The 25,820-nt window shown below is 61.5% G+C and carries 25 protein-coding genes; 13 read left to right on the top strand and 12 right to left on the bottom strand.

Annotated features, from left to right (window positions below; translation table 11 throughout):
• Positions 1-45 precede the first annotated feature (45 nt).
• The gene (locus IE127_RS14760; protein WP_189426476.1) at positions 46-1,152 is read right to left on the bottom strand and encodes a 2'-deoxycytidine 5'-triphosphate deaminase; all 1,107 of its coding nucleotides are present in this window, start codon (positions 1,150-1,152) and stop codon (positions 46-48) included.
• Between the two features lie 208 nt (positions 1,153-1,360).
• Between IE127_RS14760 and metZ the strand changes: the two genes are divergently transcribed.
• Entirely contained in the window at positions 1,361-2,566 is a 1,206-nt protein-coding gene (gene metZ, locus IE127_RS14755; protein ID WP_189426475.1) for an O-succinylhomoserine sulfhydrylase, read from the top strand.
• A gap of 4 nt (positions 2,567-2,570) precedes the next feature.
• On the top strand, positions 2,571-3,389 hold the full coding sequence (locus IE127_RS14750; protein WP_189426474.1) for a transporter substrate-binding domain-containing protein: 819 nt from the start codon (positions 2,571-2,573) through the stop codon (positions 3,387-3,389).
• Here the strand turns inward: IE127_RS14750 and IE127_RS14745 are convergent.
• Positions 3,328-3,678 (bottom strand): hypothetical protein, encoded by a 351-nt coding sequence (locus IE127_RS14745; RefSeq protein WP_189426473.1) that lies wholly within the window; start codon positions 3,676-3,678, stop codon positions 3,328-3,330. The genes IE127_RS14750 and IE127_RS14745 overlap by 62 nt on opposite strands.
• A 3-nt stretch (positions 3,679-3,681) precedes the next feature.
• Here IE127_RS14745 and IE127_RS14740 point away from each other — a divergent pair, with 3 nt between their 5' ends.
• Both IE127_RS14740 and IE127_RS14735 read left to right on the top strand, forming a co-directional pair.
• Positions 3,682-3,831: a hypothetical protein gene (locus IE127_RS14740; RefSeq protein ID WP_189426472.1), complete on the top strand. Its 150-nt coding sequence runs from the start codon at positions 3,682-3,684 to the stop codon at positions 3,829-3,831.
• Positions 3,832-3,982: 151 nt separating this feature from the next.
• The gene (locus tag IE127_RS14735) at positions 3,983-5,158 is read left to right on the top strand and encodes a benzoate/H(+) symporter BenE family transporter (RefSeq protein ID WP_189426789.1); all 1,176 of its coding nucleotides are present in this window, start codon (positions 3,983-3,985) and stop codon (positions 5,156-5,158) included.
• Between the two features lies 1 nt (position 5,159).
• Here IE127_RS14735 and IE127_RS14730 read toward each other — a convergent pair whose 3' ends face one another.
• Positions 5,160-5,573 (bottom strand): tellurite resistance TerB family protein, encoded by a 414-nt coding sequence (locus IE127_RS14730; protein WP_189426471.1) that lies wholly within the window; start codon positions 5,571-5,573, stop codon positions 5,160-5,162.
• 95 nt (positions 5,574-5,668) lie between these two features.
• Between IE127_RS14730 and IE127_RS14725 the strand changes: the two genes are divergently transcribed.
• Positions 5,669-7,342 (top strand): lysine--tRNA ligase, encoded by a 1,674-nt coding sequence (locus IE127_RS14725; RefSeq protein WP_189426470.1) that lies wholly within the window; start codon positions 5,669-5,671, stop codon positions 7,340-7,342.
• The gene (locus IE127_RS14720) at positions 7,317-7,838 is read left to right on the top strand and encodes a GNAT family N-acetyltransferase (protein ID WP_189426469.1); all 522 of its coding nucleotides are present in this window, start codon (positions 7,317-7,319) and stop codon (positions 7,836-7,838) included. Before IE127_RS14725 ends, IE127_RS14720 begins: the two co-directional genes overlap by 26 nt.
• 28 nt (positions 7,839-7,866) lie before the next feature.
• Here the strand turns inward: IE127_RS14720 and aac(6') are convergent, their stop codons facing one another.
• Positions 7,867-8,271 carry an aminoglycoside 6'-N-acetyltransferase gene (gene aac(6') / locus IE127_RS14715; RefSeq protein WP_244640259.1) on the bottom strand — a complete coding sequence of 135 codons (405 nt, stop codon included), beginning with the start codon at positions 8,269-8,271 and terminating at the stop codon, positions 7,867-7,869.
• Between the two features lie 83 nt (positions 8,272-8,354).
• Positions 8,355-8,996: a S24 family peptidase gene (locus IE127_RS14710; RefSeq protein ID WP_189426467.1), complete on the bottom strand. Its 642-nt coding sequence runs from the start codon at positions 8,994-8,996 to the stop codon at positions 8,355-8,357.
• Positions 8,997-9,136: 140 nt separating this feature from the next.
• On the opposite strand from IE127_RS14710, the gene IE127_RS14705 reads away from it, so the two are divergent.
• Together IE127_RS14705 and IE127_RS14700 are read left to right on the top strand one after the other, a co-directional pair.
• Entirely contained in the window at positions 9,137-9,493 is a 357-nt protein-coding gene (locus tag IE127_RS14705) for a DUF952 domain-containing protein (protein WP_189426466.1), read from the top strand.
• Positions 9,490-10,596 (top strand): quinone-dependent dihydroorotate dehydrogenase, encoded by a 1,107-nt coding sequence (locus IE127_RS14700; protein ID WP_189426465.1) that lies wholly within the window; start codon positions 9,490-9,492, stop codon positions 10,594-10,596. Before IE127_RS14705 ends, IE127_RS14700 begins: the two co-directional genes overlap by 4 nt.
• Before the next feature lie 3 nt (positions 10,597-10,599).
• On the opposite strand, the gene IE127_RS14695 is transcribed toward IE127_RS14700, so the two are convergent.
• The 3 genes from IE127_RS14695 to IE127_RS14685 are packed head-to-tail and all read right to left on the bottom strand — an operon-like array spanning position 10,600 to position 12,922.
• Positions 10,600-11,958, bottom strand: coding sequence for an MATE family efflux transporter (locus tag IE127_RS14695; RefSeq protein ID WP_189426464.1), 1,359 nt, complete (start codon positions 11,956-11,958; stop codon positions 10,600-10,602).
• 5 nt (positions 11,959-11,963) lie between these two features.
• Positions 11,964-12,629 carry a nucleoside/nucleotide kinase family protein gene (locus IE127_RS14690; RefSeq protein ID WP_189426463.1) on the bottom strand — a complete coding sequence of 222 codons (666 nt, stop codon included), beginning with the start codon at positions 12,627-12,629 and terminating at the stop codon, positions 11,964-11,966.
• Positions 12,626-12,922, bottom strand: a complete 297-nt coding sequence (locus IE127_RS14685) for a DUF6460 domain-containing protein (protein ID WP_189426462.1) — start codon at positions 12,920-12,922, stop codon at positions 12,626-12,628. The genes IE127_RS14690 and IE127_RS14685 overlap by 4 nt, the downstream gene beginning before the upstream one ends.
• A gap of 83 nt (positions 12,923-13,005) precedes the next feature.
• Here IE127_RS14685 and IE127_RS14680 point away from each other — a divergent pair, with 83 nt between their 5' ends.
• Positions 13,006-15,492: a ligase-associated DNA damage response DEXH box helicase gene (locus IE127_RS14680; protein ID WP_189426461.1), complete on the top strand. Its 2,487-nt coding sequence runs from the start codon at positions 13,006-13,008 to the stop codon at positions 15,490-15,492.
• Positions 15,489-16,193, top strand: coding sequence for a ligase-associated DNA damage response endonuclease PdeM (gene pdeM, locus IE127_RS14675; protein WP_189426460.1), 705 nt, complete (start codon positions 15,489-15,491; stop codon positions 16,191-16,193). Before IE127_RS14680 ends, pdeM begins: the two co-directional genes overlap by 4 nt.
• On the opposite strand, the gene IE127_RS14670 is transcribed toward pdeM, so the two are convergent.
• The 3 genes from IE127_RS14670 to IE127_RS14660 all read right to left on the bottom strand — a co-directional run bounded on the left by IE127_RS14670 (position 16,194) and on the right by IE127_RS14660 (position 21,886).
• The gene (locus tag IE127_RS14670; protein ID WP_189426459.1) at positions 16,194-16,961 is read right to left on the bottom strand and encodes a TIGR02186 family protein; all 768 of its coding nucleotides are present in this window, start codon (positions 16,959-16,961) and stop codon (positions 16,194-16,196) included.
• Complete coding sequence (locus IE127_RS14665) at positions 16,958-17,890, bottom strand: sulfite exporter TauE/SafE family protein (protein WP_189426458.1); 933 nt, start codon at positions 17,888-17,890, stop codon at positions 16,958-16,960. The genes IE127_RS14670 and IE127_RS14665 overlap by 4 nt, the downstream gene beginning before the upstream one ends.
• Positions 17,891-18,088: 198 nt before the next feature.
• A complete protein-coding gene (locus IE127_RS14660) occupies positions 18,089-21,886 on the bottom strand; it encodes a peptidoglycan-binding protein (RefSeq protein ID WP_189426457.1) in 3,798 nt (1,265 codons plus the stop codon).
• A gap of 208 nt (positions 21,887-22,094) precedes the next feature.
• Between IE127_RS14660 and IE127_RS14655 the strand changes: the two genes are divergently transcribed.
• Positions 22,095-22,763: a response regulator gene (locus IE127_RS14655; RefSeq protein ID WP_244640211.1), complete on the top strand. Its 669-nt coding sequence runs from the start codon at positions 22,095-22,097 to the stop codon at positions 22,761-22,763.
• Between the two features lie 3 nt (positions 22,764-22,766).
• Here IE127_RS14655 and IE127_RS14650 read toward each other — a convergent pair whose 3' ends face one another.
• Entirely contained in the window at positions 22,767-24,377 is a 1,611-nt protein-coding gene (locus tag IE127_RS14650; RefSeq protein ID WP_189426456.1) for an ATP-binding response regulator, read from the bottom strand.
• A gap of 138 nt (positions 24,378-24,515) precedes the next feature.
• Here IE127_RS14650 and mscL point away from each other — a divergent pair, with 138 nt between their 5' ends.
• Both mscL and IE127_RS14640 read left to right on the top strand, forming a co-directional pair.
• A complete protein-coding gene (gene mscL, locus IE127_RS14645) occupies positions 24,516-24,977 on the top strand; it encodes a large conductance mechanosensitive channel protein MscL (protein ID WP_189426788.1) in 462 nt (153 codons plus the stop codon).
• Positions 24,978-25,173: 196 nt separating this feature from the next.
• Positions 25,174-25,815, top strand: coding sequence for a response regulator transcription factor (locus tag IE127_RS14640; protein ID WP_194599200.1), 642 nt, complete (start codon positions 25,174-25,176; stop codon positions 25,813-25,815).
• Positions 25,816-25,820 lie beyond the last annotated feature (5 nt).

The raw sequence follows: 25,820 nt of genomic DNA, 5'->3' as shown, positions 1-25,820 counted from the left end.
GCAAACTTCCGGCGGCGATCTCAAACGCCACCTTTGCCGGCGCGGCTATGGATATGGTTTGAAGTGCTTCGACAGCTTCAGGCTTTGGGCCTGATAGTTCGAGCCGAGCGACGATCCATAGAGCGTTTGGGGGCGTTCAGCCAGGCGTTCATAAACGAGCCGGCCGATAGTCTGCCCATGACTGAGCAGGAACGGCACCTCGCGGCTTCGCACTTCAAGAACTGCACGACTGCCCGAGCCTCCGGCTTCGGAGTGCCCAAAACCGGGATCGAAGAACCCGGCGTAATGCACACGGAACTCTCCCACCAGCGGATCGATCGGCACCATTTCCGCTGCATGGTCCGGTGGTACGTGAACGGCCTCGTGGCTCACCAGAATGTAGAACTCGTCGGGATCGAGGATGAGTTCATCGTGGCCGCGGGTAATGATTGGATCCCAGAAGTCGAGCACGTCGAGCGCCGCTTTCCTGTCGACATCGACAACGGCCGTGTGCCGCTTCGAACGAAAGCCGACCAATCCGTCGCGCCCGTTTCCGTGTAGATCGATGGACAGCGAAACGCCGTTGCCGACTTCCTGGGTCGCGTTGGTGACGAGAACCTGCTCCGCATGCAGCGTCCTGTGTGCCTCGATATCGAGGGTGCTGTGGCCCGAACGGAACCGGATCTGGCTGAGGCGAGAGCCGGTGCGTACGAGCACCGGAAAGGTGCGGGGGCTGATCTCGAGATAAAGAGGGCCGTCATAGCCCGCGGGCAATTGATCGAAGCTGCGCGCAAAATCGCCGATCACGCGGGTGAAGACGTCGAGCCGGCCCGTGGAACTCTTGGGATTCGTTGAGGCACTGACATTGGGAGGCAAGTGCAGACCTTCCTGCAGCGGCACGATATAGACGCACCCGCGCTCGAGTACGGCACCCCGTCCAAGCGGGATCTCGTGCAGCCGGAGATCATCGATCCGGTCCTTGACCGAGTGATGTGGCCCGGGAAGGAAGCTCGAGCGCACACGATAGGCGATATCACCGAGCCGCAGGTCGAGGCTCGCCGGCTGTATCTGGTCATCGTCGCGGGACGAAGCGGCAGTGATCGCGCCCTCCTCGAACAGCCTTTCAATCAACTGCGATGGATAAAGACCGCTCGGCCAGCCGTCATTGCTCATGCATTGCCCCTTTCAGCCTGCCTCCGATACCAACCCACACAATTGACGCCAAGCTGGAAATGGTCGTAGATCGCGCTTGGATGGTGAGTTGGCCGGTCAGATTGCAGCCATCCGGCTCCGCTTTGGCGGAGTGGGCACATGCCCAAAGTGCTAAACGACCGAAGAACCGGCCACTTCGCGCCGGTTTTTTTGTTTGTGAGGGTCCCCGATGACAAAGTCGAACAATCCGCTCTTCGATCCGAAACGGCGCGCTGCGTCAACGCAGATGGTGCATGGTGGTACCGAGCGCAGCCAGCACGGGGAAACCTCGGAAGCGATGTTCGTCAATTCGGGCTTCGTATATGAAACCTCCGCCGATGCGGAGGCACGGTTCAAGAACCGGCAGCCGGGCCATATTTACGGTCGCTTCTCCAACCCGACCGTCGAGATGTTCCAGAACCGCATGGCGCTGATCGAAGGCGCCGAGGCGGCCCGCGGCCTCGCCACCGGCATGGCAGCGGTCACTACGGCATTGATGAGCCAGGTCAGGGCCGGCGACCACGTGGTCGCGGCGCGGGCGCTATTCGGGTCATGCCGCTACGTCATCGAGGAATATCTGCCGCGCTGGGGCGTGACCTCGACGCTCGTTGATGGCCGCGACCCGCAGAATTTCGCCGATGCGATGCGGCCTGAAACAAAGGTGGTGTTTTTCGAGTCGCCGACCAACCCGACGCTCGAGCTTGTCGATATTGCAGCCGTTTCCGAGATCGCGCATGCGCATGGCGCCAAGGTCATCATCGATAATGTCTTTGCCACGGCGATGAACCAGTCGCCGCTCGAGCTTGGGGCCGATCTCGTCGTCTATTCCGCAACCAAGCACATCGATGGTCAGGGCAGGGTGCTTGGCGGGGTCATTCTCGGCAGTCAGGAACTGATCGGCGGTGATATCCATACTTTCATCCGCCAGACCGGCCCCTCGATGAGCCCGTTCAATGCCTGGACCCTCCTCAAGGGGTTGGAGACGCTCGAACTGCGCGTCGAAAAGCAAAGCCGCAGCGCCGCGCAAATTGCTGAAGCTCTGGCGCAGCACAAAAAGGTCGAGCGGGTTTTCTATCCTCACCACAAAGATCATCCGCAGGTCGATCTCGGGCAACGGCAGATGAAAACCGGCTCGACCCTTGTGGCTTTCGAAGTCAAGGGCGGACAGGCGAATGCGTTCGCGGTCTCCGATGCGCTGGCGGTCATCCTGATTTCCAACAATCTCGGCGATGCGAAGTCGATTATCACGCATCCGACAACGACAACGCATCAGCGTTTCGATGAAGAAGTGCGGCTGGATATGGGCATCCGTCCCGGCCTCTTGCGCCTGTCTGTCGGCCTCGAGGATCCCGAGGATTTGATCGCCGATCTTATGTATGCGCTCGATCAGGTTTGACAGCATGGCCGGCGTATCGCGCTTCGGTTGGGTGCTGGCGCTGTTTACGGCGCTGGCACTGCCGTCGGTAGCGCAAAGCCTGCCAAATCATGTGGATCCGAGCGCGCGCGAAATCCTGTTGGGAGAGGAAAGCGTGCCGGCGATCCGGTTCCTGACGACGTCGGATTTCCCGCCCTTCAGCTTTCGCGATCCGTCGGGTGATCTGATCGGGTTCAATATCGACCTGGCACGGCGCATCTGCGGTCTTGTCGATGTGCCTTGCACGCTTCAGGCATGGCCATGGAGCCAGGCTGCCGATGCGCTGGCGGATAACCAGGGGGACGCACTTCTCGCTGGCATCGAGATGTCAGTGGACAACGGCGAGCGTTTCGACTTTTCGTCGGTCTACCTGATGCTGCCAGGGCGTTTCGTGACCCGTGCCGAAGCGGCAGCGGGGTTCGAGCCGTCAACACTCACCGGGCCCGTCGCAGTGCGCGCGGGGACCAGTCACGAAGAGTTTCTCCAACGCTATTTGCCTGGGCTTTCACGCCAGGAGTTTCCTGACGAAATTGCTGCGCTCGAGGCAGTGAAGGCCGGTGAGGCGGACGCTTACTTTGGCGATGCCATGCGCGCGTCGTTTTGGCTTAACGAGAACACGGCCTGTTGCAGCTTTGCGGGCGAGCCCTACTTTCGGCCGGAGCTTTTCGGCAAGGGAATGAGCATTGCCGTCCCCGCGGGCGACGATGAAGTGCGGCAGGCATTGAACTGGGCACTGGTGCGCCTCAAGGAGAACGGCGCGCTTGATGAGCTTTACCTGCGCTGGTTCCCCGTCGGATTCTATTAATGAACCGCTTGTAACCTCCGTCCCAATGCTTGAGGTCGATGAGAATCCGGCGGTCGATCGGGCCGACGAGTGTTCTGAGCCGCACGGTGGCTGAAGCATCAAGGGCGAAAAGCGCGCAAACGCGATGATTGCCGTCGAGAAGCAGATAGTCGCCATTCTCGAGCGCATAGGCTGGCACCACCAGCTCGATGTGTCGTTCGTCGCGAAAATCCGCCATCGCGCGCTCGAAGGCTTGCTGGTTCGCTTGCGGGAATTCATTAAGCCGCGCCACCACCTCTTCGACGCGCATTGGATGCGCGAACGGATCGGCAAGGGGGCGCTCTACGCGGCGCGCGGTAGCGCGATAGGGCGTGAAGAGCCGGCCAATCGACTGGCGGCTGTCGACAATCTGGTCTACGACACGCGGCGACTGATCCGGCATCCGTTCCAGGTGCAGCCGTAAATCCGTTGTTAGAGAGTGGTGTGCGTCGGGGAACAGCATGTCAGCCCTAATCTAGCAGCACTGTCATCAAACTGTCATCACTCTCGGCTGCGAGCCACAAGCTCTGCTGTCCGCGCGTCCTAGTTCGGAGTGCAAGCTGCCAGTGCCCCGTATGGTTCCCCCCACGACCGCGTTCGCCTCCGCCTTCATTGCGGCGATGATTGGGTTTGGCGGCACGGTTGCATTGGTGGTTCAGGCATCGCAGGCGATGGGAGCGACCACAGGGCAGACGATCTCGACCGTCACCGCGCTGTGCCTCGGAATCGGGCTGGCCGGTGGAATCCTTAGCTTGGTGATGCGCATGCCGATCGTTCTGGCATGGTCCACCCCCGGAGCGGCGCTGCTCGGGGCCAGCGCCCTGCATCTCGACTGGGCAACCGCGATCGGCGCCTTCATAGCTGCTTCAACTTTGATGATCGTTCTTGGACTGGTACCGGCCCTTGGCAGGCTCGCTGCCAGGATACCGCCAGCGGTCGCATCGGCCATGCTGGCCGGCGTGCTTCTGCCGTTCTGCCTAGCCCTGTTCCAGACGCTCGGCAGCGACCTGCTGTTCGCCGGAATTATACTTGTCAGCTACGTGCTGGCCCGGCAGTGGCTGCCGCTATACGCCATGCTGACGGTTCTGGCCGTCGCTTTCATGCTCGTGCTGCTGCGCGGAGACATTGCGCAGATGAACGCCCCGCAATTGTTCGGCGCGCTTGAGCCGACTATGCCGCGCTTCGACCTGCAGAGCATGGCGAGTATCGGCATCCCGCTGTTCCTCGTGACACTCGCCTCTCAGAACCTTCCCGGGCTCGTCGTGCTGCGCACATCTGGATACGAAGCGCCACCAGGGCCGATCCTGTCCGTGACCGGGCTTGCAACGCTCGGCTTCGCGCCCTTTGGCGCGTTCGGCGTCAACCTTGCGGCGATTACCGCTGCGCTCTGTACCAGCCCCGAGGCGCATCCGGACAAGAGCAGGCGCTGGCAGGTCGGCATCATCTATGCAGCAATCTACCTGCTGCTGGCGCTGTTCTCCGCGCCGCTTGTCGCGCTTTTTCTGGCGATGCCGGCCACAACGATCGCGGCAATTGCCGGCGTGGCGCTGATCAGCCCGTTCGGAAATGCTCTGCACTCAATGCTGCAAGCTACCGAGCATCGCGAGGCGGCGATCCTTACCTTTGCCGCCACCGCTTCGGGCGTATCGCTTTGGGGTATCGGCTCGGCATTCTGGGGGCTGCTGATTGGCTTTTCGATACTCGCGCTGCGTCAGGTCCATTTGCGCACGCGCAGATCTGAGCCGCACTAGCCTAGTCGGGAAGCCGCCGATGCCGCGCACGTGCCGCCGCCTCGATCGCGGCGGTCGTCAGCCGGTCAAGCGGCATCAGATCACGCAAGAGCTCGAGGAACCGCAATTCCTCCTGGCTGGTCTTCAGATCGAACGCAATGACATCGACAGCAAGTGCATAGGCCGTATCTTGCAGCCGCTCAGGAACAGCGGCCAATGCTTCACGCACCGCATCCTCGAGCATCTGGCCGGCGTTCAGCCGGTCCACGCACTCATTGGCGACCTCCGCAAGCCGGTCGCCGTCGAAGCCCTCGAAAACCGGAAGCCGCTGCACCAGCCCCTCTATGCGGCGCAACTCGGCCTCGGTCATCATCATGTCCGAGGAAGCGGCCATGATCATCAGATCGATTAGTGCGTCTTGGGCGGGCAGGGCCATGTCGAACTCGCGGCTATGGTTTCGTTTCGACCTACCTAGGGTCGCGTGCCGGCTCGCGCAAGCCACTGTACGAGCATTGACGGCACGGTGTGGGGATGCAACACAGTCCGGCTCAGAACACTTCAGCCAAGAAAGGCAAGTTCGCCGTGTCCCCCGCCTCGTTGCCACAATTCGATCCGGCATTTTTCGAAGCCGCCCAGTCCGCCCGTGCCTGGCCCTTCGAAGAAGCAAAACGGTTGGTTGCGCGGCTCGAGAAAACCGGCGCGCGTGAAGTCTTGTTCGAGACCGGTTACGGCCCATCCGGCTTGCCGCATATCGGCACATTCGGTGAGGTCGCCCGCACCAGCATGGTCCGAACGGCCTTTCGGCTGTTGACCCGCGACGAGGTGCCTACGCGTCTTCTGGCCTTCTCCGACGACATGGACGGTTTCCGCAAGGTTCCGACCAACATCCCCAATCAGGAGATGATGGCGAGCTTTCTCGGCAAGCCGCTGTCGCGGGTGCCTGATCCGTTTTCGAACGAATATTCTTCGTTCGCGGCGGCCAACAACGCCAAGTTGCGGGCGTTTCTAGATAGTTTCGGGTTCTCGTACGAGTTTGCCTCTTCGACGGACTACTATTCGTCAGGGCGGTTCGACGAAGCCTTGCTGCGGATGCTGGAATGCTACGATGCCGTCATGGACATCATGCTTCCGACCCTCGGCCCGGAGCGCCGCGAGACCTACTCGCCGTTCCTGCCGATCTCGAAGGTCAACGGCAACGTTCTTCAGGTGCCGGTCATCGAGCGCGATGTCTCGGCTGGCACAATTGTCTATGTCGATCCTGAAGATGGCGAGAAGTACGAAACCGCGGTAACAGGCGGTGCGGTCAAGTGCCAGTGGAAACCTGACTGGGCGCTGCGCTGGTTTGCGCTCGGCGTCGATTACGAAATGGCCGGCAAGGATCTCATCGATTCCGTGCGTCTCGCTGGTCGGATCGTCAAGGCGCTCGGCGGCAACCCGCCAGAAGGCTTCAATTATGAGCTGTTCCTCGATGAGAACGGCCAGAAGATCTCGAAGTCCAAGGGCAACGGCCTGACCATCAACGAGTGGCTGACCTATGCCAGCCCGGAGAGTCTGTCGCAGTACATGTTCGGCAAGCCGCGTGCGGCCAAGCGGCTCCATTTCGATGTCATTCCGCGCGCTGTCGACGACTACTATCAGTTCGTCAACGCCTATCAGGGCCAGAGCGCGGAACAGCGCCTGGAAAACCCGGTATTCCACATCCACACTGGCAATCCTCCGGAAGCGGCGATGCCGATCACCTTCGGGCTGTTGCTGAATCTGGTGTCGGCTGCCAATGCCGAAGACAAGACAGTGTTGTGGGGCTTTATCTCACGCTATGTGGATGGCGCGACGCCGCAGAGCTATCCCGAGCTCGATCGGCTCGCCGGCTATGCCGTGGCCTACTTCAACGACATGGTGAAGCCCACCAAGAGCTTTCGTTTGCCCGACGACAAAGAGCGCGCAGCGATGCAGGATCTGTCGGATCAACTGGCGGACCATACCGGCTCGACCGATGCCGAGGCACTGCAGAACATCGTGTTCGAAGTTGGCAAGGCACATGGGTTCGAGCCGCTGCGGGACTGGTTCAAGGCTCTTTATCAGGTACTGCTCGGACAGGATCAGGGCCCCCGTTTCGGCTCCTTCATCGCACTCTATGGCGTTGAGGAGACACGGCGGTTGATTGGCGAGGCGCTGGCCGGTGAACTCGCTGCAAAAGCAGCATGACACCATGGTACCGGTAGAACCCATCGCGGGACTCGTTGTTCGCGAGGCCTCGCCCGCGGATCTGCCGGTTCTAGCCGAGCTATGGTCGGCCTTCGAAGCGTGGCTCAATGCCATCGCCGATCCCGAGCCGGTGGAACGCAAGGCGTTTGACCGGTTCGAGGAATTGGCATTCGGAGAGACACCGCTGTGCCGCGTCCTGCTCGCTGAACTCGATGGCGAAGCGGTCGGCTACCTAGTCTACTACATGGGCGTCTGGATGGATGACCTCGCGCCTTGCCTGCATGTTGCCGATCTCTTCGTTGAAACCGCACGTCACGGCTCGGGTATCGGCAGTGCGATGATGGCCGAAGCGCGCAAGATCGGGATTTCGCAGGGGGCGGGACGTATGATGTGGACGGTCTGGCGGCAGAACAGCACCGCCGAACTGTTTTATCGCAGTCTCGGGGCCGAACGGTTTGACGAAGAAGTACTGATGCATCTTCCGCTTCCGCGCTAATTCCGATGCCTGCCACGCGGCGCACGGCCTAATCTGCGCAAAGCTTCTTTACGAAAAACACCACGCGTTCGGTTTCTTCAAAGCCCAACGCCATGTGCATTGCCGCGCTGGCGGTGTTTTCGATCGAAACGTCTGACGCGAACTCTCTGCAATTTCGCCCGCCCGCCCAGGCTTCAGCCGCTGCCACCAGCGCACGGGCTGCGCCACGCCCACGCGCCTCTGGGGCAACGTATATTCCTTCGAGAAACGCGACCGGCGTCGTATCGCAGCCATTGACGTAATCATGCCGCAGCGAAACTTCGGCAAAGCCGCGATGAGCTCCCTCGACAAGCGCCAGCAAGCAGATGGCCTGCTCATGCCCTCTCGTCACGATTGCTTCGATCTCCAAGCGGTGGTCGTCAGCGGACGTGTCGGGCCATAGTGCCGCGCGCATATCGGCCCAGGCCAGCAAGTCTGCTGCTGCAGCTGGGCGGACTTCGACATGTGCGGTGCTGGTGTCCAAGTGTGTCCGGCCTTTTACTGGCTCGCCCATATGATGCGGGCCATCCAATCTACATCCTGCACATCAAGTATGCGCGGTTCGTAACGCGGATTGACCGAGTGAAGCTCAATCTGGCGCGCCGTCTGGCGGTGGAGAATTTTGGCCATCACCTCGCCACCGCGCGTGCGAACCACAACGCGATCGCCCCTGCGTACCTGTTCAGTCGGCGAAACGATGATTCTGTCGCCTTCGCGATAGAGCGGCTCCATGGAGTCGCCCTGCACTTCAAGTGCGTAAACGGTCTTATCGCCAGCCACCGGCAATGCCACTTCGTCCCAGCCTTGGCCGGCGGGAAAGCCGGAGCTGTCGAAATAACCGCCCCCGCCGGCCTGCGCCAGTCCCAGCAAGGGCACCGTGCGGCTGGAAGGGGCACGCCCCGTCTGCTCGAAACTGCCAGTATCATGCAGAAACTGGCTGAGGCTTTCGCCTGTCACATCCAGAATCTTGGCGAGACTTTCCGTTGACGGCCATCGCTCCCGGCCATCCCGGCTGATCCGCTTCGAGGGATTGAAGGCAGTCGCATCAAGCCCCGCCGTGCGCGCAAGCGCAGAAGCGCTGAGACCATGCCGCTTCGCGAGGGCATCGATGCCGGCCCAGATCGCCTGATGTGTCAGCATGGACGTCCTGCAAAAGGAAAAGGATCATATCGCGCGGAAACTTGTCCTAATTTAATCACGTCGAATGCCCATGTAAAGCCGCACGTAAGTGCACCGTCTCGGCTCTTGCGGCGGCCCGGCGCCCGCTCTAGGGTCCCGGCATGCAGCAGGCACCGGAATTCATTTACAAGGTCGTGACCAACGAGGCGCTGTCAGAGGTAGCCGAGGGGAATTCGTTCATCGGCATGCCAGTCGATCTCGATGATGGGTACATACACTTCTCGACGGCAGAGCAATTAGCCGAGACGCTCAGGCGACACTTCGCCGGCCAGTCGGACCTGCGTCTGCTTGCGGTCAAGACGTCAACGGTGGCGCAGGTTCTACGCTGGGAGCCCTCCCGCGGCGGCGCGTTGTTCCCGCATCTTTATGGTCCGCTTCCTTTGTCGGCTGTCGTCTGGAGCGAGGAGATATCCGTCAGCAAAGATGGCAACGTTGATCTTCCGGAGGCAGTGCAATGATCCTGTCGCGTCTGTCTCCGTTGCTCAAGCTTGGCGCGCTGCGCACGCTCAGCCGCGATACTTTGCTCAAGCTCGAGCCGGAAACGGCTCATCTCGCGACCATCTCGGCATTGCGGCTGGGGCTCGCGCCGCGCCCCGATGGGCCTGATGCCCCGGAACTGGCGACGGAAATAGCGGGCCTTTCGCTTGCAAACCCGGTCGGGATCGCTGCGGGATTCGACAAGAATGCCGAGGTCGCCCGGCCGCTCGCCGAGATGGGCTTCGGCATGGTCGAAATCGGCACTGTCACCCCGCGCCCGCAATCGGGAAATCCGCGCCCGAGGCTGTTCCGGCTGCCGGAGGCAGAGGGCGTCATCAACCGCATGGGGTTCAACAATGATGGGCACGCCGCGATCTTCGAGAGGCTGAAGAATAATCGCGTTCCCGCGGCACTCGGCGTCAACATAGGTGCGAACAAGAACAGCCCGGATTTCGTCGCGGATTACGTCCTGGGCGTAACGCGCTTCGCCGAACTTGCCGATTACCTGACCGTCAATATCTCGTCTCCCAATACCCCAGGTCTGAGGGATCTGCAGACCGATGAGGCGTTGAGGCGGCTGCTGGGGGCGGTGCTTTCGACGCGCAGCAAGGCATCGGTGCGTGTGCCGGTGTTCCTCAAGCTGGCCCCGGATCTCGACGAAGCGGCGCTCGATGCCATCGCAGCCGTCGTTGCGGAAACCGACCTTGATGGCTTGATCGTCTCCAATACGACGATCGGGCGCGATACGGTCGCGGGTCTGGCCCATTCTGACGAGACCGGCGGATTGTCCGGTCGGCCGCTCTTTGCGTTGGCCACAAGACGGCTTGCTCAGATGCGCCAGCGGGTGGGCGAGTTGCCGATCATCGGCGTTGGGGGCGTGCATGACGCCGAGACCGCCTATGCCAAGTTTGAGGCTGGTGCGAATGCCATTCAGCTCTATTCCGCCCTTGTTTTCGGGGGCGTCGATCTACTGGACGACATCAAGTCCGGGTTGACCGAGCGCCTGCGCATGGCGGGACACACCAGCATTGCCCAGTGCGTCGGCTCACGCACTGACGAGTGGGCCGCCGGCACGGCGAACTAATCCCTATTGTGCGAACATGCGGCTGCGAATGCGCCGCAGAGCCCACCAATAGATGATGCCGCGCGCGATGAACCACGCATGAAGCGCCAACCAGAGGCCGGTATTGCCGTAAAGCGGCTGCGCCAGCCAGGCAACGCCCACGAAGACGACCAGCGATGCGATCATGCCGTTGCGCATCACGACGTTCTGGGTCGTCCCGACGAGAATGCCATCAAAGACGAAGGCTGGCATGAACGTCAGGGAGCACAGCGCTGCGAGCCCCAGAAACTGCACGGCATAAGCCTGGACTGGCGCGCGCGTCGTCATCAGCGAGATAATATAGGGGCCAAAGAAATACCAGCCGAAGCCCATGACGATGGCGATGATCAGCCCCCAGATCATGCTGAGCCTGTAGGCCTCCTCGAAAGCCGGCTGCCAGTTCGCCCCCAGCGCTTTGCCGCTGAGCTGTTCTGCCGCCTGGGCGATGCCATCCATGAAAAAGCCAATGATGAACAGCAGGTTGAGCAGTATTGCGTTGGCCGCAAGCTCTATGTCGCCCATGCGTGAGCCTTGCGCAGCGAAATAGGCGTAGGTCGCCTGAAGTGCGATCGAGCGTATCATCAGGTCCCGGCTGAGCCCGAACATGCGTTTCAGCGCCACGCGCTGAAAAAGCTCGCCAAGACGCACGCGGTCTACGATCTGGCCGAGACCGCCGTAATGCCCCAACATCAGCATCAGGCCAATGATGCTGGCGCCGATCTGTCCGAGAACGGTGCCGAGTGCCGCCCCCTCAACACCAAGACCCAGCCCCTGCACCAGAACGATGCTGCCGGCGATGTTGATACCGTGAATGATGAACTGAAGGATCATTCCGGTTGTCGCTTCGGCCCGACCGTAAAACCAGCCAAGCAGCGCGAAGTTAATGAGCGAGAATGGCGCACCCCATACTCTGATGTAGAAATAGTCCGCCAGGGCCTCACGCACGCCGTCACCGGGAGCGAGCAGCCAACCCGACAGCATCAGCAGCGGTACCGCCAAGACGATCATGCCAATGCCGATCAGGCCGCCGACCAGCAGCGCACGCACCGCATGCAGCAACCCGTCCGCCGGATCACGCGCGCCAATCGCCTGCGCGGTCAGCCCTGCAGTTCCGATCCGCAGAAAATAGGCGAGCGACAAAATGATGTTGAACACCAGCGCCCCGAGCACCACGCCACCCAGCAAGCTGGCATCGCCGAGCCGGCCGATCACCGTCATGTCTACGAGCCCGGCCAGTGGTTCGGTGATGAAAGCGATGCAGGCGGGTAGAGCAATACGCCAGACATCCGCATGCCGCACCCGGAAGGGATATTGCGGCCGCATGGCCTCCGCGACTGCACTCACAATGCTTAACTCTCGGTGATAAGGCTGATGATCAGATCGGCGCGGGAGCGGTGTTCGCGCACCAGATCGTAGTTGGGCAGGTCGTTTCGGTTGATATGCGCGCGGTTACGCTCGTCCGTGAACAGGCCGTGCTCGGCATGCCTATGCATCAGGCGCTGTTCCACCTTGTCCCAGGGAACATCGAGATACACAGCATAATCAAGCAAAGGCTTGATGCCCGAAAACGGTGGATCCGGTAGCAGCAGGTAATTGCCCTCGACAATCACGATGCGCACCTCAGGCGGCACCGCGAACGCGTCGTCGACGACGTCCTCGATCTCTCGGCTGTAACCCGGCACCTTCACGGGATCGCGGGCAGCCTTGAGGTGGGCGAGAAAATTGTAGAACGCTTCGCCCTCGAACGTGTGTGGAGCGCCTTTGCGCTCGGTATGTCCACGCTCTTCGAGAATGGCGTGACGAACGTGAAAGCCATCCATCGGCACCATTGCCGCCTGGCCGGGATGCAGCGCATTCAGCATTGTTTGCAACCCGCCCGCCATCGTGGACTTGCCAACACCCGGACCACCAGCGATCCCGATCATCACCCGCCCGTCCATCTCGGAGGCGAGCTGCATGATATGAGCGACAAGACGCGACAGCGCCTGTTCCGGCGTCAGAGCAACCTCATTCATTTGCGCGACATCGTCAGGCGCATGAAGATCCAGATCGGGATGACCAGCGCTGCGCCGGTCAGCAAATAGGTGCCGATGGTGCGGATCAGCCCGCCGCTGTCGCGGATGGTCTCGGCGATGAACTCCGCAGCACCGCGGAAGACCGATTCGGCATCGAGGCCAAGCATGGTCAGCACAAAGCCGACAAGGACCGAGACCACAGCGAGGCGGACGCAAACGCTCAGCGGATTGCCGCCGAAAACACGTTCGAGCGTGCTCGGGCGGCGCCGTTCAATTCTCGCCTCATCCTGCATCAATCGTCCTCCGTGCCAGCTTTGGTGTTGCTGCACAATCATATAGGCTTTCACCTCGATATCCTAAGGGCCCCGCCACTCTTTTGAACACCGAGATTGATCCAGTCATCGCCGAATGGTTTGCCGCACGCAAGTGGCAGCCGCGGCAGCACCAGCGCGATGTGCTCGCGAGTTGGCAGGCCGGCGCCTCAGCTTTGCTGATCGCGCCGACCGGCGCAGGCAAGACCATGGCGGGCTTTCTGCCGACGCTCGATGATCTGGCGCGGAACTCCCATCAAGGTCTCCACACACTCTACATCTCCCCGCTGAAGGCGCTGGCGGTCGATGTCGCGCGCAATCTCACAACGCCGATTACCGAGATGGGCCTCAAGATCAAGGTGGAGACGAGAACCGGCGACACGCCCTCCAGCCGCCGGCAGCGTCAACGTTTTGATCCACCGCATGTCCTGCTGACCACCCCGGAACAGATCGCCTTGCTGCTCAGCCACCCGGATGCGGCACGTCTCTTCGGCTCGCTCAAGCGCATCGTTCTCGATGAGCTGCATGCCCTCGTCACCTCAAAGCGTGGCGAGCTTCTGGCGCTGGCGATCGCGCGGCTCGCGACCATGGCGCCCCAGATGCGGCTGACCGCGCTGAGCGCTACGGTCGCCCAGCCGGAAACCCTGCGTGACTGGATCGCCCGTCCTGTCCCCAACGGGCCGACACATCTTATAAAGGCGGATGGCGGGGCGCCTCCGGAACTCAGCATTCTGAAATCCGACGACCGCGTTCCATGGGCCGGACATTCCTCGTCATATGCGGTGGGCCAGCTCTACGAGACAATCCGCCAACACAAGACGACGCTTTTGTTCGTCAACACGCGCTCCCAGGCGGAGATGCTGTTCCAGGGGCTATGGAGCGTCAACGATGAGATGCTGCCGATCGCCCTCCATCACGGCTCCTTGTCAGTCGAGCAACGCCGCAAGGTCGAAAGCGCAATGGTCGGTGGCGCGCTACGGGCCGTCGTGTGCACTTCGACACTCGACCTCGGGATCGATTGGGGCGATGTCGATCTCGTCGTGCAGGTGGGTGCGCCGAAAGGGTCGTCACGCATGCTGCAGCGCATCGGTCGCGCGAACCACCGGCTCGACGAACCTTCGCGCGCCATATTGGTCCCCTCCAATCGCTTCGAGGTGCTTGAATGCGAGGCAGCAGTGGATGCCGTCTCGGCAAACCATCAGGATAGTGAGACGCCCACCGAAGGCGGGCTCGATGTATTGGCGCAGCACGTTCTGGGCTGCGCTTGTGCAGCACCGTTCGATCCGGAGGAGCTTTACGCCGAAATTATCCGAGCCTGGCCATACAGGAATCTGTCGCGACCTCAGTTCGAGCGGGTGCTCGATTTCGTTGCCACCGGTGGGTACGCGCTGCGCGCCTATGAACGCTACGCTCGGTTGAAGCGCACCGAGGAGGGGCTGTGGCGCATCGCCAACCCGCAAGTTGCCCAGCAATACCGGCTTAACGTCGGCACCATCATCGAAGAACCGATGGTCAAGGTGCGGCTCGTCAGGGGGCGGGGCTTCCGCAAGGGACGCACCACCGGACCGATCGCGCGCGGCGGTCGCGTACTCGGAGAGATGGAAGAGTATTTCTTCACGACGATCGTGCCAGGTGACACCTTCATGTTCGGCGGCGAGGTCGTCGCCTTCGAGGGCATGCACGAGAACGAGGCGTTCGTCAGCAGAGCGCAGGCTGCAGATCCCAAAATCCCGTCCTATATGGGCGGCAGGTTCCCGCTTTCGACCTATCTCGCCGAAAGGGTGCGGGCGATCCTCGCAGATCCGATGAATTGGTCGCACCTGCCGGATCAGACAGCGGACTGGTTGCGCCTGCAGCACGATGTCTCGGTACTGCCGGGCGCGGACAGCCTTCTCGTCGAGACCTTTCCACGTGGCAACCAGCACTACCTCGTATGCTACCCGTTCGAAGGCCGCCTCGCACACCAGACCCTCGGCATGCTCCTCACCCGGCGTCTCGAACGTTCCCGGGCGCGGCCCCTGGGGTTTGTAGCCTCGGAATATGCACTGGCGATATGGGGACTGGCCGATCTTTCCGGCTTGATCCGCACCGGCAGGCTATCGCTCGACGAGTTGTTTTCCGAAGACATGCTTGGCGATGACCTCGAAGCATGGCTCGATGAGTCGGCGCTGATGAAGCGCACCTTCCGAAATTGCGCGATCATTTCGGGCCTGATCGAGCGGCGGCATCCGGGCAAGGAAAAAACCGGCCGGCAGGTGACGATGTCGGCGGACATCATCTATGACGTCCTTTATCAGCACGAGCCAGACCATATCCTCATTCAGGCGACGCGGCACGACGCAGCGCGGGGACTGCTCGACATCGAACGCCTCGGCCAGTGCCTGCGGCGCATTCGCCAGCATGTGATCCACAAGCCACTGGACCGAATCTCGCCGCTTGCGGTACCGGTCATGCTCGATATCGGCAAGGAGCCGATCTTCGGCGAAGCGCGCGAGTCCGCGATGGCCGAAGCTGCAGATGAACTGATCCGCGAGGCAATGGGCCGCCAGTGACCGTTTCCGCCGTACCCATCCAAGGCGATGCGCATGCGATAGCATTTTCCGGTGAGCGATTCGTGGCGCAGCCATCCGGCGCGCTGTACTGGCCGTCTCGCAACGCGCTGCTGGTAGCCGATCTTCACTTCGAGAAGATGTCGTCCTTCGCGCGCCATGGCCAGATGCTGCCGCCTTACGATACAGGCATGACACTGAACCGGCTGACACGCGACGTCGACAGCACCGGCGCGCAATTGCTGATCGCGCTGGGCGATAGCTTTCATCGCAACGAAGGCGTGGGCACGCTTCAGGATGTTGATCGGGCTAGACTTGATGCGCTTACGGATCGGCTTGAGTGGATCTGGCTGTCTGGCAATCACGATCCGGCTCCACACAAGCTGGCGGGCCGCTGTCTGCCCTATCTCGAGCTAGATGGGCTGTGGCTTACGCACGAACCACGACGTGGCCGCCCTGGCCTCGTTGCCGGGCATCTGCACCCTGCCGCACGCGTCCTGATAGGCGGGCGTAGCCAACGTCGCCCTTGCTTTGTTCACGATCAGCACTTGATGGTGATGCCGGCTTATGGCGCCTCGACGGGCACTCTCAACATCCTGTCCGCAGCGTTTGAAGGCCTGCTTGACCGTACGCGTCTGGCGGTCGCCATGCTGGGCCGCGAGCGCGTTTATCCGGTTCACCCAGGGCGCCTGGTCGACGGCTGATCAACGCTTGAAGATCACGCCGCCGAGCCAGCCGGTAAACACCGCCAGCACGACGCAGGCAATGCCGTAAAACAGCGGCTGGTTGGAGGCACTCGTCGCCAGGTAGCGCTCAAAGCCGGTCTTGCGCACTGAAAAGCTCTCGGCGCGGCGCGCGACGATTTCCCCGTCCTTGAAGACGTAGGTCTGCGCCAGGTAGACGCCGGGAACGGCGTCGCTGGAAAGGCTCATCTCGGCGGTATAGGCGGTGTTCGAGAGGAACTGAACGCCTTGCTCGTTGAGTTCGAAGAACCCGCGCTCGGTCATCAGCCGCACCAGTTCTGTGCCAAAGATCGAGGATTTCCACCAACCGGCCTCGTCCGAAATGTCCGGCTGGGCCTCTGGCAGGATGCCTTCGACGGCAAGGGTCGTTGCGCTTGTCACGTCAAGCAGCGCGTCGCTTGAAAGCACCTTGAAAAAGCTCGGAAAGTCCTCGTAGGTCACCTGCTCGGTGTTCAGCCATATGCCGAACTGACGCGACATCCTTCGCGCGGCCCGGTCGGTGCTCGGGCCGGTGACGGCGATGACGACGTTATAGGGGCCGGTGACATAAGGCTGTTCGGAGCCGGCATCCGGCTCGATGTTGCCGAAAAACGTTATGCGCTCGCCATCATAGCTCGACGTGATCTCGATGAGATCGTCCGAGAGCTGGCTGACGAGCCGCTCCGCCTGAACGCCCGCAGTGAACAGCGTCCAGCCCAGGACGGCAACGAGAAGGCGCCACGCGTTCATCGCGCACCTGCCGGCGTCAAGACGGCCATCGAGTAGATGTCATCCGGCGTCAGCACCAGCGACAGGCCGAAGCGGATTGCGACAGCCAGCACCAGTAACGCCAGAAGCGCCCGTAGCTGGTCTCCGCGGAGGTACTTGTTCGCCGATGCGCCAAACTGTGCTCCGGCGACGCCGCCGACCATCAGGCAGAACGCCAGCAGGATGTCGACGCTCTGGCTCTGCACCGCATGCAGAATGGTCGTGGCGGCCATCATTGCCACCACCTGCAAGAGCGATGTGCCGATGACAACGTTACCAGGCACCCGAAGCAGGTAGACTAGGGCTGGCACCATGATGAAGCCGCCGCCAACGCCTAGCAGCGAGCCGAGAAAGCCGATGATGACGCCAATGCCGAGCACCGGCAGCACGCTGATATAGAGCCGTGATTTTTTAAAGCGGACGCGCCAGGGCAGGCCGTGCATCCAGTTGTGCTGCTGCGCGCGCCGCCCCCGGACAACGACGCCAGAGCGGCTGCGCAATAGCGACTGGACGGATTCGATCAGCATCATCGTGCCAACGGATCCGAGAAGCACCAAAAAGCCCAATGCGATGAACAGGTCGAGCTGACCCGCTGCCCGCAACAGCGAGAACGTGGCAACACCACCGAACGCCCCGATGATGCCGGACACCACGAGATAAAGCGCCAGATGCAGATCGACGCCACCGCGTTTGTAGTGACTAAGGGCGCCTGACGTCGAAGACGCCACAACCTGGCCGGTCACGGATGCCACGGCGACAGAAGAGGGGACCCCGGAAAAGATCAGCAACGGCGTGAGCAGAAAGCCGCCGCCGACGCCGAACAGGCCCGACAGAAACCCGACCGCGCCTCCGATTCCGACGAGGAAAAAGAGGTTCACGGACAGCTCGGCAATGGGCAGATAGATCTGCAAGGCCCTGATCCGGATATGGCCCACCCCACTTGACCCGGGGCCAAGAGGATGTGCCTGAAGACAATAGCGTTTCGCCTCCGCGCCCGTTGACGGGGAGGAGGCGAAGGGGTGTTCGTATGCTTAGGGACTTACGGGTCCCTATGGTCCGTGTCAAACCATCTGTAGCGGCATGGTGAAACATGCCGCAACGATGGCCTGCTAGACCGGCTGGCTGCCAAGAACGGCAAGCAACCGAGGGTTCACCGAACCACTGGTGCTCATGCCCGCGTCGGCCTCGAAAGCGCTGATCGCCTCGCGAGTTTGCGGACCCATCAGGCCATCAGGCCGACCGGCTTCATAGCCGAGCTTGTTGAGCGCTGCCTGTACCTTGCCGATGACATCGGCATTGACGATGGTGTCGCCCGGGTCAAAGCTTTTGCTCCAGGTGCCGATCGGCGCGAAATTCGCGGCGATATCGATTGGCTCCGGCTCGAAGCCGGCAACCTCGGCGCCAATCTGCGCAACAGCTTCGGCGCCAAGTGAGCGGGCGATGTCATCGCGCGCCTGCGCCGCATCCGGATCGCCATTGGCGGCAGCGATCGAGAACCATTTGTAGGAGGTTTCGAGGTTCTGCTCGACCCCAAGGCCTCGTGCATAAAGCATGCCGAGGTTGAACTGGCTGTCGGTCATGCCTTGGCGGGCAGCCCGCTCGAACCAGGTCGCGGCCGAATCGAAATCCTGCTCGCCCAGTTCGCCCCCCGCATATACCGCCGCAAGGTTGTGCATCGCCATGCGGTTGCCGGCCTCTGCGGCGCGCTGGTACCACAGCTTGGCAACGGTGAGGTCGGGTTCGACGCCGTTTCCGGTCTCGTAAAGATTGCCGAGCCGGTACTGCGCCGGCACGAAACCCTGCGCTGCAGAGCGCTCGTACCAGGTCGCGGCGGCAGCATAGTCCTGCTGCACGGCTTGGCCTTCGGTATAGATCGCCGCCACTTCGAACTGTGCGCGCGCATCCCCCTGTGCTGCGGCCTGCCGCATCACGTCAGGGCCGATCGGCTCCGGCGGCAGATCGAACTCGACCGGGCTGGTGGCTTCCGGAATGGCGCTTGTGGTGATGCCGTCTTCCTCAACCGGGGTCGCCGGGAAAGAGCCTGCTGGCTGGAGGCCCGCCGAAACGTCCGCCAGATCAGTACCCGCCGGCAGTTCCGGCAGGACCTGCTGGCTTTCAAGCGCGGGGCGTTCGAACCGCGAGGCAGTCTCGAGACTCTGCGGTCCGATCACCAGGTTATCGGCACTACCGCTGGACGTCGGTGGGCTGAAAGCTGCCGTATCATCGGGCGCGGTCAGTGTCGAAACGTCCGTTGCGTCATTGTTGGCCGGCGCGGGTTCATCGAGCGCTGGTGCCTCGGTCGTGGTCGCCGGTGCTGTGGCGGCTGGAGCAGTCGGTGCGCCGGCTTCCGGCGTCATGCGCTGCATTGCAAGGTTGAGGGCGAGCGCAGACACGGCCACAAGCGCTGCCGCAAGCAGAAGCGGGCGGCGATGCTTGGTCAGAAAGCCCGGTTCAGCCGCGTCTTCGTCATGCGCCTCTTCATGAGGCTTGGCTGCGTTAGGCTCTTGAGACTTGTCTGAAGCTGGCTCGGCCTTCTTGCCGCGCTTGAACAGGCCGCGGCGCGATGGCGCTGGCTCGTCCTGCGCTTCTGCTGGCGCCGGAGCGCTTTCGGGGGCAGGCTGCTGGTCCGAGCCGGGGCGGACACGCGCCAGGGCGCGTCCGATTACGCTGTTCGCGTTGGCATCGGCACTGGCCTGCTTGCTGCGTTGCGCTTTGCGAGCGGCAGCAATGAATGTGCTTTGCGATGTTGCCGGTGCAGACTGCGTCGCAGCAGCGGGCGCGCTTGAGGGTACAACAAACGGGTCTTCGCCGTCATCGAGCCCGAGACTGGAGACAGGGCGCGGCGGACGTTCAACTGATGTCGGGTCGAATTGCGGGCGCTCTTTCTCTGCCGCGCTCTCGGTCTGTGCGGCAGTCGGAACCGCAGGCAGGGGTTCGCGAGGGGCTGCGGGGGGCGCAGGCTCGGGCGAACGGGCCGGGGAAAAGCTTAAGTCGACGAGAGGCGTGTCTTCGTCCGGACTGCTGGGCATCCGGTCGTCTTCATCGTCCACAATGCGGCTGCTTGTGTCCGTTTCCTCGCGATCCTGAGCGAGAGCGGCAAACATGGCTTCGAGATCGCGAGTATCGTCTTTCGCCGAGATATCCTCAACCTGAGCTGCGGCCGCTTTATCGAGTTGATCATCACCAGGCTGATCGTCGTCCCGCTGCAGATCCGGCTCGACTCCAGCCGTTGGTATGTCCGAATATATGGTGTGCTCAGATGCCTCGTCGATAGGCGCTTGGGCGGCTGCCGGCTTACTCGGCGCTGCTTCCGAACGACGCCGCAACGTCTCCTCGAGACGAGCCAGTCGTTCCGCCGTCTCCCGTCCTGCCGTGTCGAGGCGCGTGACAAGCCGCTGCTCCATCTCGTCCATTGCAGCGGTGTCTGGCACATGCCGCTCTTCGACAACCGGCAATGATTTGCCGACTGCCTCTGATGTCCTCAGTGCCACGAGATCTGCCAGAGCATCCTGATCGAAGTTCAGCGCGGACGCTGCCGCCGATGTGTCGGGCCGTTCTTCGGCGCGCTGCGACATGTCGGACAGGCGCCGTTCGATGCGGGTCAAAACCTCGTCGTCGTGGCTGGCCCTGCTGGCCTTTTGTACAGCTTGCGACGTGCGCTCTGCAACGAGATCGGCAAGCGCGGAATAGTCGGGAGCGCTTGCCTCGGCAGTGTCGGCGTAGAGCCGCGAAAGTGTACCCAGCTGCGCGCCGGTCTCGTCCATGCGCGCCATGAGGTCGCTGAGCTGTGCTTCGATACGCCGGATCCCACCGTCGTCGCGTCCATCGGCGAGGTGTTCGCCGATTGCGCCCAACTGTTCTTCGATCCGCTCGAAGCGTGGCTCGAGAGTACGCGCAATACTGCCCCTTAATGCGGCCAGATCTTCACGCAGTTCGCCAAGATCGGCGTTTCCACCGGACAGCCCGGCAACATCCTGCTGCAGCAGATCGAACCGCGCCATGATTTCATCGGGCTGGAGCTGCTGATCCTGCATCATGCCGGTGAGCGCTGACATTTCGCCGGTCAGGCGGTCGAGATCCCCCTGCGACAGGCCGACATTACGTTCAATGGCATCGATGCGGTCATAGACGCTACGCATGCCGGACTCTATGTCGCGCATCAACGCGCCCTGATCCGGGGATTCGGCCGCGCGCTCCTCGCGTGCCACTTCCCGCTGCATCTGCTGCATCTGCAGTTCTGCAAGCTTGTCGATCGTCGCGGAGACTTCGTCCAGCCGCCGATTCAACATCTCAAGGTCGGCGCCCGATTGCGTCTGCACCATGTCGGTCAAAGCGCCGATCTGCATCTCGAGACGCTTGACCTGCCCTGTCTCGCCGACAGCGCCGGCCAACAGTTCGACAACCTGAGCAAGCTGTTCAACCTGCCCGCCCACATCGCGCAGTTGCGCAGAGTCGCCACTGCGGGTCTTGATCTCGCCCTCAAGCCGTTCGAGACGCTTGCCGATCCCGCTGACCAGACCGGTCAGTTCGACAAGCTGTGCGCCGTTGACGCTGCTCACCCTTGCGGCAGCGGGTTGCGGCCCCTGGCGGCTGCGGATCTGCGCGATCGCACTATGCAGGTCGTCATCGCGTTCCGTGCGTTCATCACGATCGTTGAAGCGATCGACGGCGCGCTTGACCGACTGCAGTGCTTCGCGCTTGCGGTTGCCGGGCTCAGTTGAGACCACCTGCTCGCGCAGGTCTCGGACCCGGCGTGCAAGCCCATCATACTCTCGATCATCGCTACCGGTCTCGTTCCCGTAGCGTCCCTCGACCTTGTCGAGCAGAGCAACAAGTTCTCCGCGCAGGGCTTGCCATTCGCTGGCATAGGCGTCGGATGCTGTCGAGGCGGAATAGGCGCGGGCCATGGGCGTCCCAATCGCTGGTGTTCAGGCGCCCAGGCGATTCGGGTGCCGAGGGCTCAAGCTTTACTGTTGAGAAAACATGGTAAAGAACCGGTTAAACCCTGTCGCAATGTGCAAAAATCGCTTCATCTGATTCCAGCTGCATTACAGCGGGCTTTTCATTGGGACCGGGCGGGCATACTCAGGGATGATCAGGAACAGGAGTTGAGCATTGACGCGCCGCCGCATCATCATTGTCGATGATCACCCGCTGTTCCGTTCGGCTCTTCATCACACACTGGCCGGCGGCGACACGGCGATGACGGTAGACGAGGCCGAGGATCTGAAGAGTCTGGCGAAAGCGCTGGATGCTGATCGTGATTGCGACCTCGTGCTCCTTGATCTCAACATGCCCGGCGCTCGCGGATTTTCGGGACTATTGCTGTTGCGGGCGCAGTATCCCGACATCCCGGTGATGATCATTTCAGCGGTAGAGGACACAACCGTGGTCAGGCGCGCCTTCGAACTCGGTGCGATCGGCTATTTGCACAAATCCGTCGGGCCAACTCAGATACGCCGCGCCATCGAAACCGTGCTTGCCGGCGAGGTATTCGTTCCGGACGACGTGCAGCTCGAAGTGGCGGACGACCAGACCGATCTCATGCGTCGCCTCTCAACACTGACACCGCAGCAGGTGCGCGTGCTGATGATGCTGTCGGATGGGCTGATGAACAAACAGATCGCCTATGAACTCTCGATTACCGAGGCGACGGTGAAGGCGCATGTATCGGCAATCCTGCAAAAGCTCGATGTCGACAGCCGTACGCAGGCCGTCATCGCCGCATCGAGGATCGAGGAGGGCGAGTTCGAAGCCGCCTTCTCATCCGGCCGCGCGAGCTGAAACTCAGCCTTGCGGGCGCCGCAAGACTCCGCGCCGGCTCTGATTGGCCAGCGTCGTGATGGTGGCCCGTAACGCAGCGGGTTTCACTGGTTTCATGATAACCGGGATGCCGCGATCTTCGGCAAGCGCCCGCACCGAAGGGCTACGGTCCGCGGTGACGAGAGCCGCAGGCAGGTGCCCGCCGAGATTGTGGCGCAGCCATTCGATGGCATCTAGGCCGGACGTCTGCTCGAGGTGATAATCCATCAGGACGAGATCCGGATACCAGCCCTCCAGCATCGATTCGCGGTCGATCTGCTTTAGCGACAGTGCGCAGCGCACGTCGCATCCCCAGTGACCCAGAAGCCCCTGCATCGCCTCAAGAATAAGCGGCTCGTTGTCAACGCAGAGGACCCGTAGATTGAGCACGCCGGCGTGAGAATCCGGCAGGGTCTCGGGAGGCTCGGCAGGCGAGGGACGTCGACGTGCAGCAGGCAGAATAAGCGAGAATCTTGATCCGCGAGCCTCAGCGCTGTCGAGCTCAAGTGAAAGACCGAGTGTTGCGACGAGGCGCTGAACGATCGACAGTCCAAGCCCGAGCCCTTGGGCCATGCGCGCGCCCTGTTCCAGACGCGAGAATTCGGCAAAGAGCAGCTTGTGCTGGTCTCGACTGAACCCGATTCCGGTATCGATGATGTCGAGCCTCAGCCGATTGCCGCGCCGCCTTACGCCGATCAGCACCCTGCCGCCGGGCCTTGTGTATTTCAGCGCGTTGGAGACGAGATTCTGCACGATCCGCCCGAGAAGCGCCCGGTCTGCCACCACGGTTTCCGAACACTTCAGGATGCGCAGGCATACATCGCGCTCCCTGGCCATCGGCCTGAATTCGACTTCGATCTTGCGCAGCAAGTCGCTGAGGGGGAAGCTTTTGGGGGAGGGACGCACAGCCCCGCTGTCGATCCGCGAGATATCAAGCAGGACCGACATAATCTCCTCGACCGCCGACAACGACGCTTCGATGGAATCCGCCAGTTCGGCAACACCTGTATTTTTCGCGCGCTCGATAAGGGTGGAGGTGTAGAGCCGCGCCGCGTTAAGGGGCTGCAAAAGGTCGTGGCTGGCTGCGGCCAGAAATCTGGTCTTGTCGAGATTGGCAGCATCGGCCTTCGCCCGCGCCGCCTCGAGCTCGGTGTTAGCCCGCGTCAATGCAGCTGTCCGTTCCTTGACGCGTCGTTCGAGTGTCTGGTTGACGCGCGCCAGTTCCCTCTCGGTTTCGAGGCGGGAGGTGACATCAGTGAGGCTGATGACTAGCCCCCCGTTGGCGAGCCGGCTGGAGTGAAACTCAAGCGCTTTTCCTTTGTTGTCGGAACGCCGGGTAATGGTTTGCGGTGCAGCGGTAATCGACGCAATTCTGTCGGCGGCGAGCTGCTCGACGGCGCCTTCGCCGTAATCCCCTCGATCCGCTAGAAACAGAGCGATGTCGTGTAGCCTCGCACCCGGCTGGTGAAGGTCCGCTGGCAGCCCCAAGAGGTCTATATAGCGCTGATTGCAAAAGGTCATGCTCAGCGAGTCGTCGAACACCGCCACCCCCTGAGGCATACTGGCCAGCGCCAGGGCAAGACAACTATCGCTCACCTTCCAGCTCATATGTGCCGAGGACCGTGCGACGGAGAGATCAAAAAACAATAACCTGCGTTAAAATTTGCTGGCATAGTGCTCTGCGCTGCAAGCCAGCAGCAAGGTGATCTGAGGCAGGAGAAGTCAGTGGCCAGTGTGTTCAAGGAATTCCGGGATTTTGCCGTCAAGGGCAATATGATTGATCTGGCCGTCGGCGTGATCATCGGATCCTCCTTCGGAGCGATCGTCTCGTCGATCGTCGATGACCTGTTCATGCCGCTGATCGGCCTCATCCTGGGAGGCGTCGATTTCTCCAACCTTTTCATTGTCCTCTCAAATCCTGAAAACATCGCGGTTCCCTCGCTGGTGGCCGCACAGGAAGCTGGCATCCCGACCCTCAACATCGGCCTGTTCATCAATGCAGTCGTCAAGTTCCTGATCATTGCTGCCGTACTCTTTATCTTCGTCAAGGGCATCAACTCTCTGAAGCGCCAGGCGGCTCAGGATCCTTCCCCTGCCGCTCCCTCAAAGCAGGAAGTGCTGTTGACCGAGATCCGCGATGCGCTTCGCGCCGGCCGCACGACAGATAGCATTCAAAACCCGCCACCAAACGCTTGACCAGAAACGATTAGGCTTTTATACCTAAGCATAGATATCGGTAGGTAGTACTTCCTACATAGTTTTACTGACGTAAGCGTGTTCACCTACGCTACTATCGGGTCGCCGCAATATCGGCCCAGCGTGCTGGACAAAGAATGTATTGCCGGGTTGGAGGGCTGAACCATTGGGCGTGGTTCGGGCAACAGGTAAACCAATGAATGATGAAGCATATTATCAGAGTTATCTGAACAGAGATCGTTTGATCCATATTGTAGACCCGGATCCCACGGTCTGTGAATCTCTCAGCGTCCTCTTCCGGTTAGAGGGCTTTCAAACAAGCTTCTCTCATGAGCTTGGTCAGTTCTTTTCCTGCAGCGAACGGCGATGCCCTGACGCTGTCGTGACCAATCTGCGGCTTGGGGCGGATAGCGGGTTGGCCGTCCTGGAACGCATCAAGCAGCGGTGCCCAGGGGTGCCGGTGTTCGTGATCACCGAGGCCCCTATGGTGCGTGAGGCGGTGCAGGCCATAAAGGCAGGCGCTGCAGATGTGATTGCCAAGCCGATCGACAACGAGCATTTGCTGTCATCCGTTCTCGAGGCCCTCCGGCTACGGGCGCAGAACGGCCACGATCAGCAGCAGGGGAATTTCCGGCCGGTCGGGTCTCGCGGGTTCAGCCAGCTGACCCCGCGTGAGCGCGAAGTTCTGCAATTGATAGCGAACGGTCAATCCAACAAGGAAGCCGGCCGTGAACTCGGAATCTCACCGCGCACCATCGAGGTGCACCGCGCGCGCGTCATGGAAAAGCTCGGCGCCAAGAACACTGCCGATCTCATGCGGATTGTTCTGACGACTTGAGTTGG

It is taken from the genome of Devosia pacifica (genome assembly GCF_014652635.1).
GTDB lineage: Bacteria > Pseudomonadota > Alphaproteobacteria > Rhizobiales > Devosiaceae > Devosia > Devosia pacifica.
Note: the sequence above shows the minus strand (reverse complement) of the source record. Positions and strands in the feature narration are given on the sequence as shown.

Bases quoted from the DNA above. Each gene is read 5' to 3' on its own strand.
- IE127_RS14760 (WP_189426476.1), bottom strand. From the start codon at position 1,152: ATGAGCAATGACGGCTGGCCGAGCGGTCTTTATCCATCGCAGTTGATT.
- metZ (WP_189426475.1), top strand. From the start codon at position 1,361: ATGACAAAGTCGAACAATCCGCTCTTCGATCCGAAACGGCGCGCTGCG.
- IE127_RS14750 (WP_189426474.1), top strand. From the start codon at position 2,571: ATGGCCGGCGTATCGCGCTTCGGTTGGGTGCTGGCGCTGTTTACGGCG.
- IE127_RS14745 (WP_189426473.1), bottom strand. From the start codon at position 3,678: ATGCGCGTCGAAGAGGTGGTGGCGCGGCTTAATGAATTCCCGCAAGCG.
- IE127_RS14740 (WP_189426472.1), top strand. From the start codon at position 3,682: ATGCGCGAACGGATCGGCAAGGGGGCGCTCTACGCGGCGCGCGGTAGC.
- IE127_RS14735 (WP_189426789.1), top strand. From the start codon at position 3,983: ATGGTTCCCCCCACGACCGCGTTCGCCTCCGCCTTCATTGCGGCGATG.
- IE127_RS14730 (WP_189426471.1), bottom strand. From the start codon at position 5,573: ATGGCCCTGCCCGCCCAAGACGCACTAATCGATCTGATGATCATGGCC.
- IE127_RS14725 (WP_189426470.1), top strand. From the start codon at position 5,669: ATGCAACACAGTCCGGCTCAGAACACTTCAGCCAAGAAAGGCAAGTTC.
- IE127_RS14710 (WP_189426467.1), bottom strand. From the start codon at position 8,996: ATGCTGACACATCAGGCGATCTGGGCCGGCATCGATGCCCTCGCGAAG.
- IE127_RS14705 (WP_189426466.1), top strand. From the start codon at position 9,137: ATGCAGCAGGCACCGGAATTCATTTACAAGGTCGTGACCAACGAGGCG.
- IE127_RS14700 (WP_189426465.1), top strand. From the start codon at position 9,490: ATGATCCTGTCGCGTCTGTCTCCGTTGCTCAAGCTTGGCGCGCTGCGC.
- IE127_RS14690 (WP_189426463.1), bottom strand. From the start codon at position 12,629: ATGAATGAGGTTGCTCTGACGCCGGAACAGGCGCTGTCGCGTCTTGTC.
- IE127_RS14685 (WP_189426462.1), bottom strand. From the start codon at position 12,922: ATGCAGGATGAGGCGAGAATTGAACGGCGCCGCCCGAGCACGCTCGAA.
- IE127_RS14670 (WP_189426459.1), bottom strand. From the start codon at position 16,961: ATGAACGCGTGGCGCCTTCTCGTTGCCGTCCTGGGCTGGACGCTGTTC.
- IE127_RS14660 (WP_189426457.1), bottom strand. From the start codon at position 21,886: ATGGCCCGCGCCTATTCCGCCTCGACAGCATCCGACGCCTATGCCAGC.
- IE127_RS14640 (WP_194599200.1), top strand. From the start codon at position 25,174: ATGAATGATGAAGCATATTATCAGAGTTATCTGAACAGAGATCGTTTG.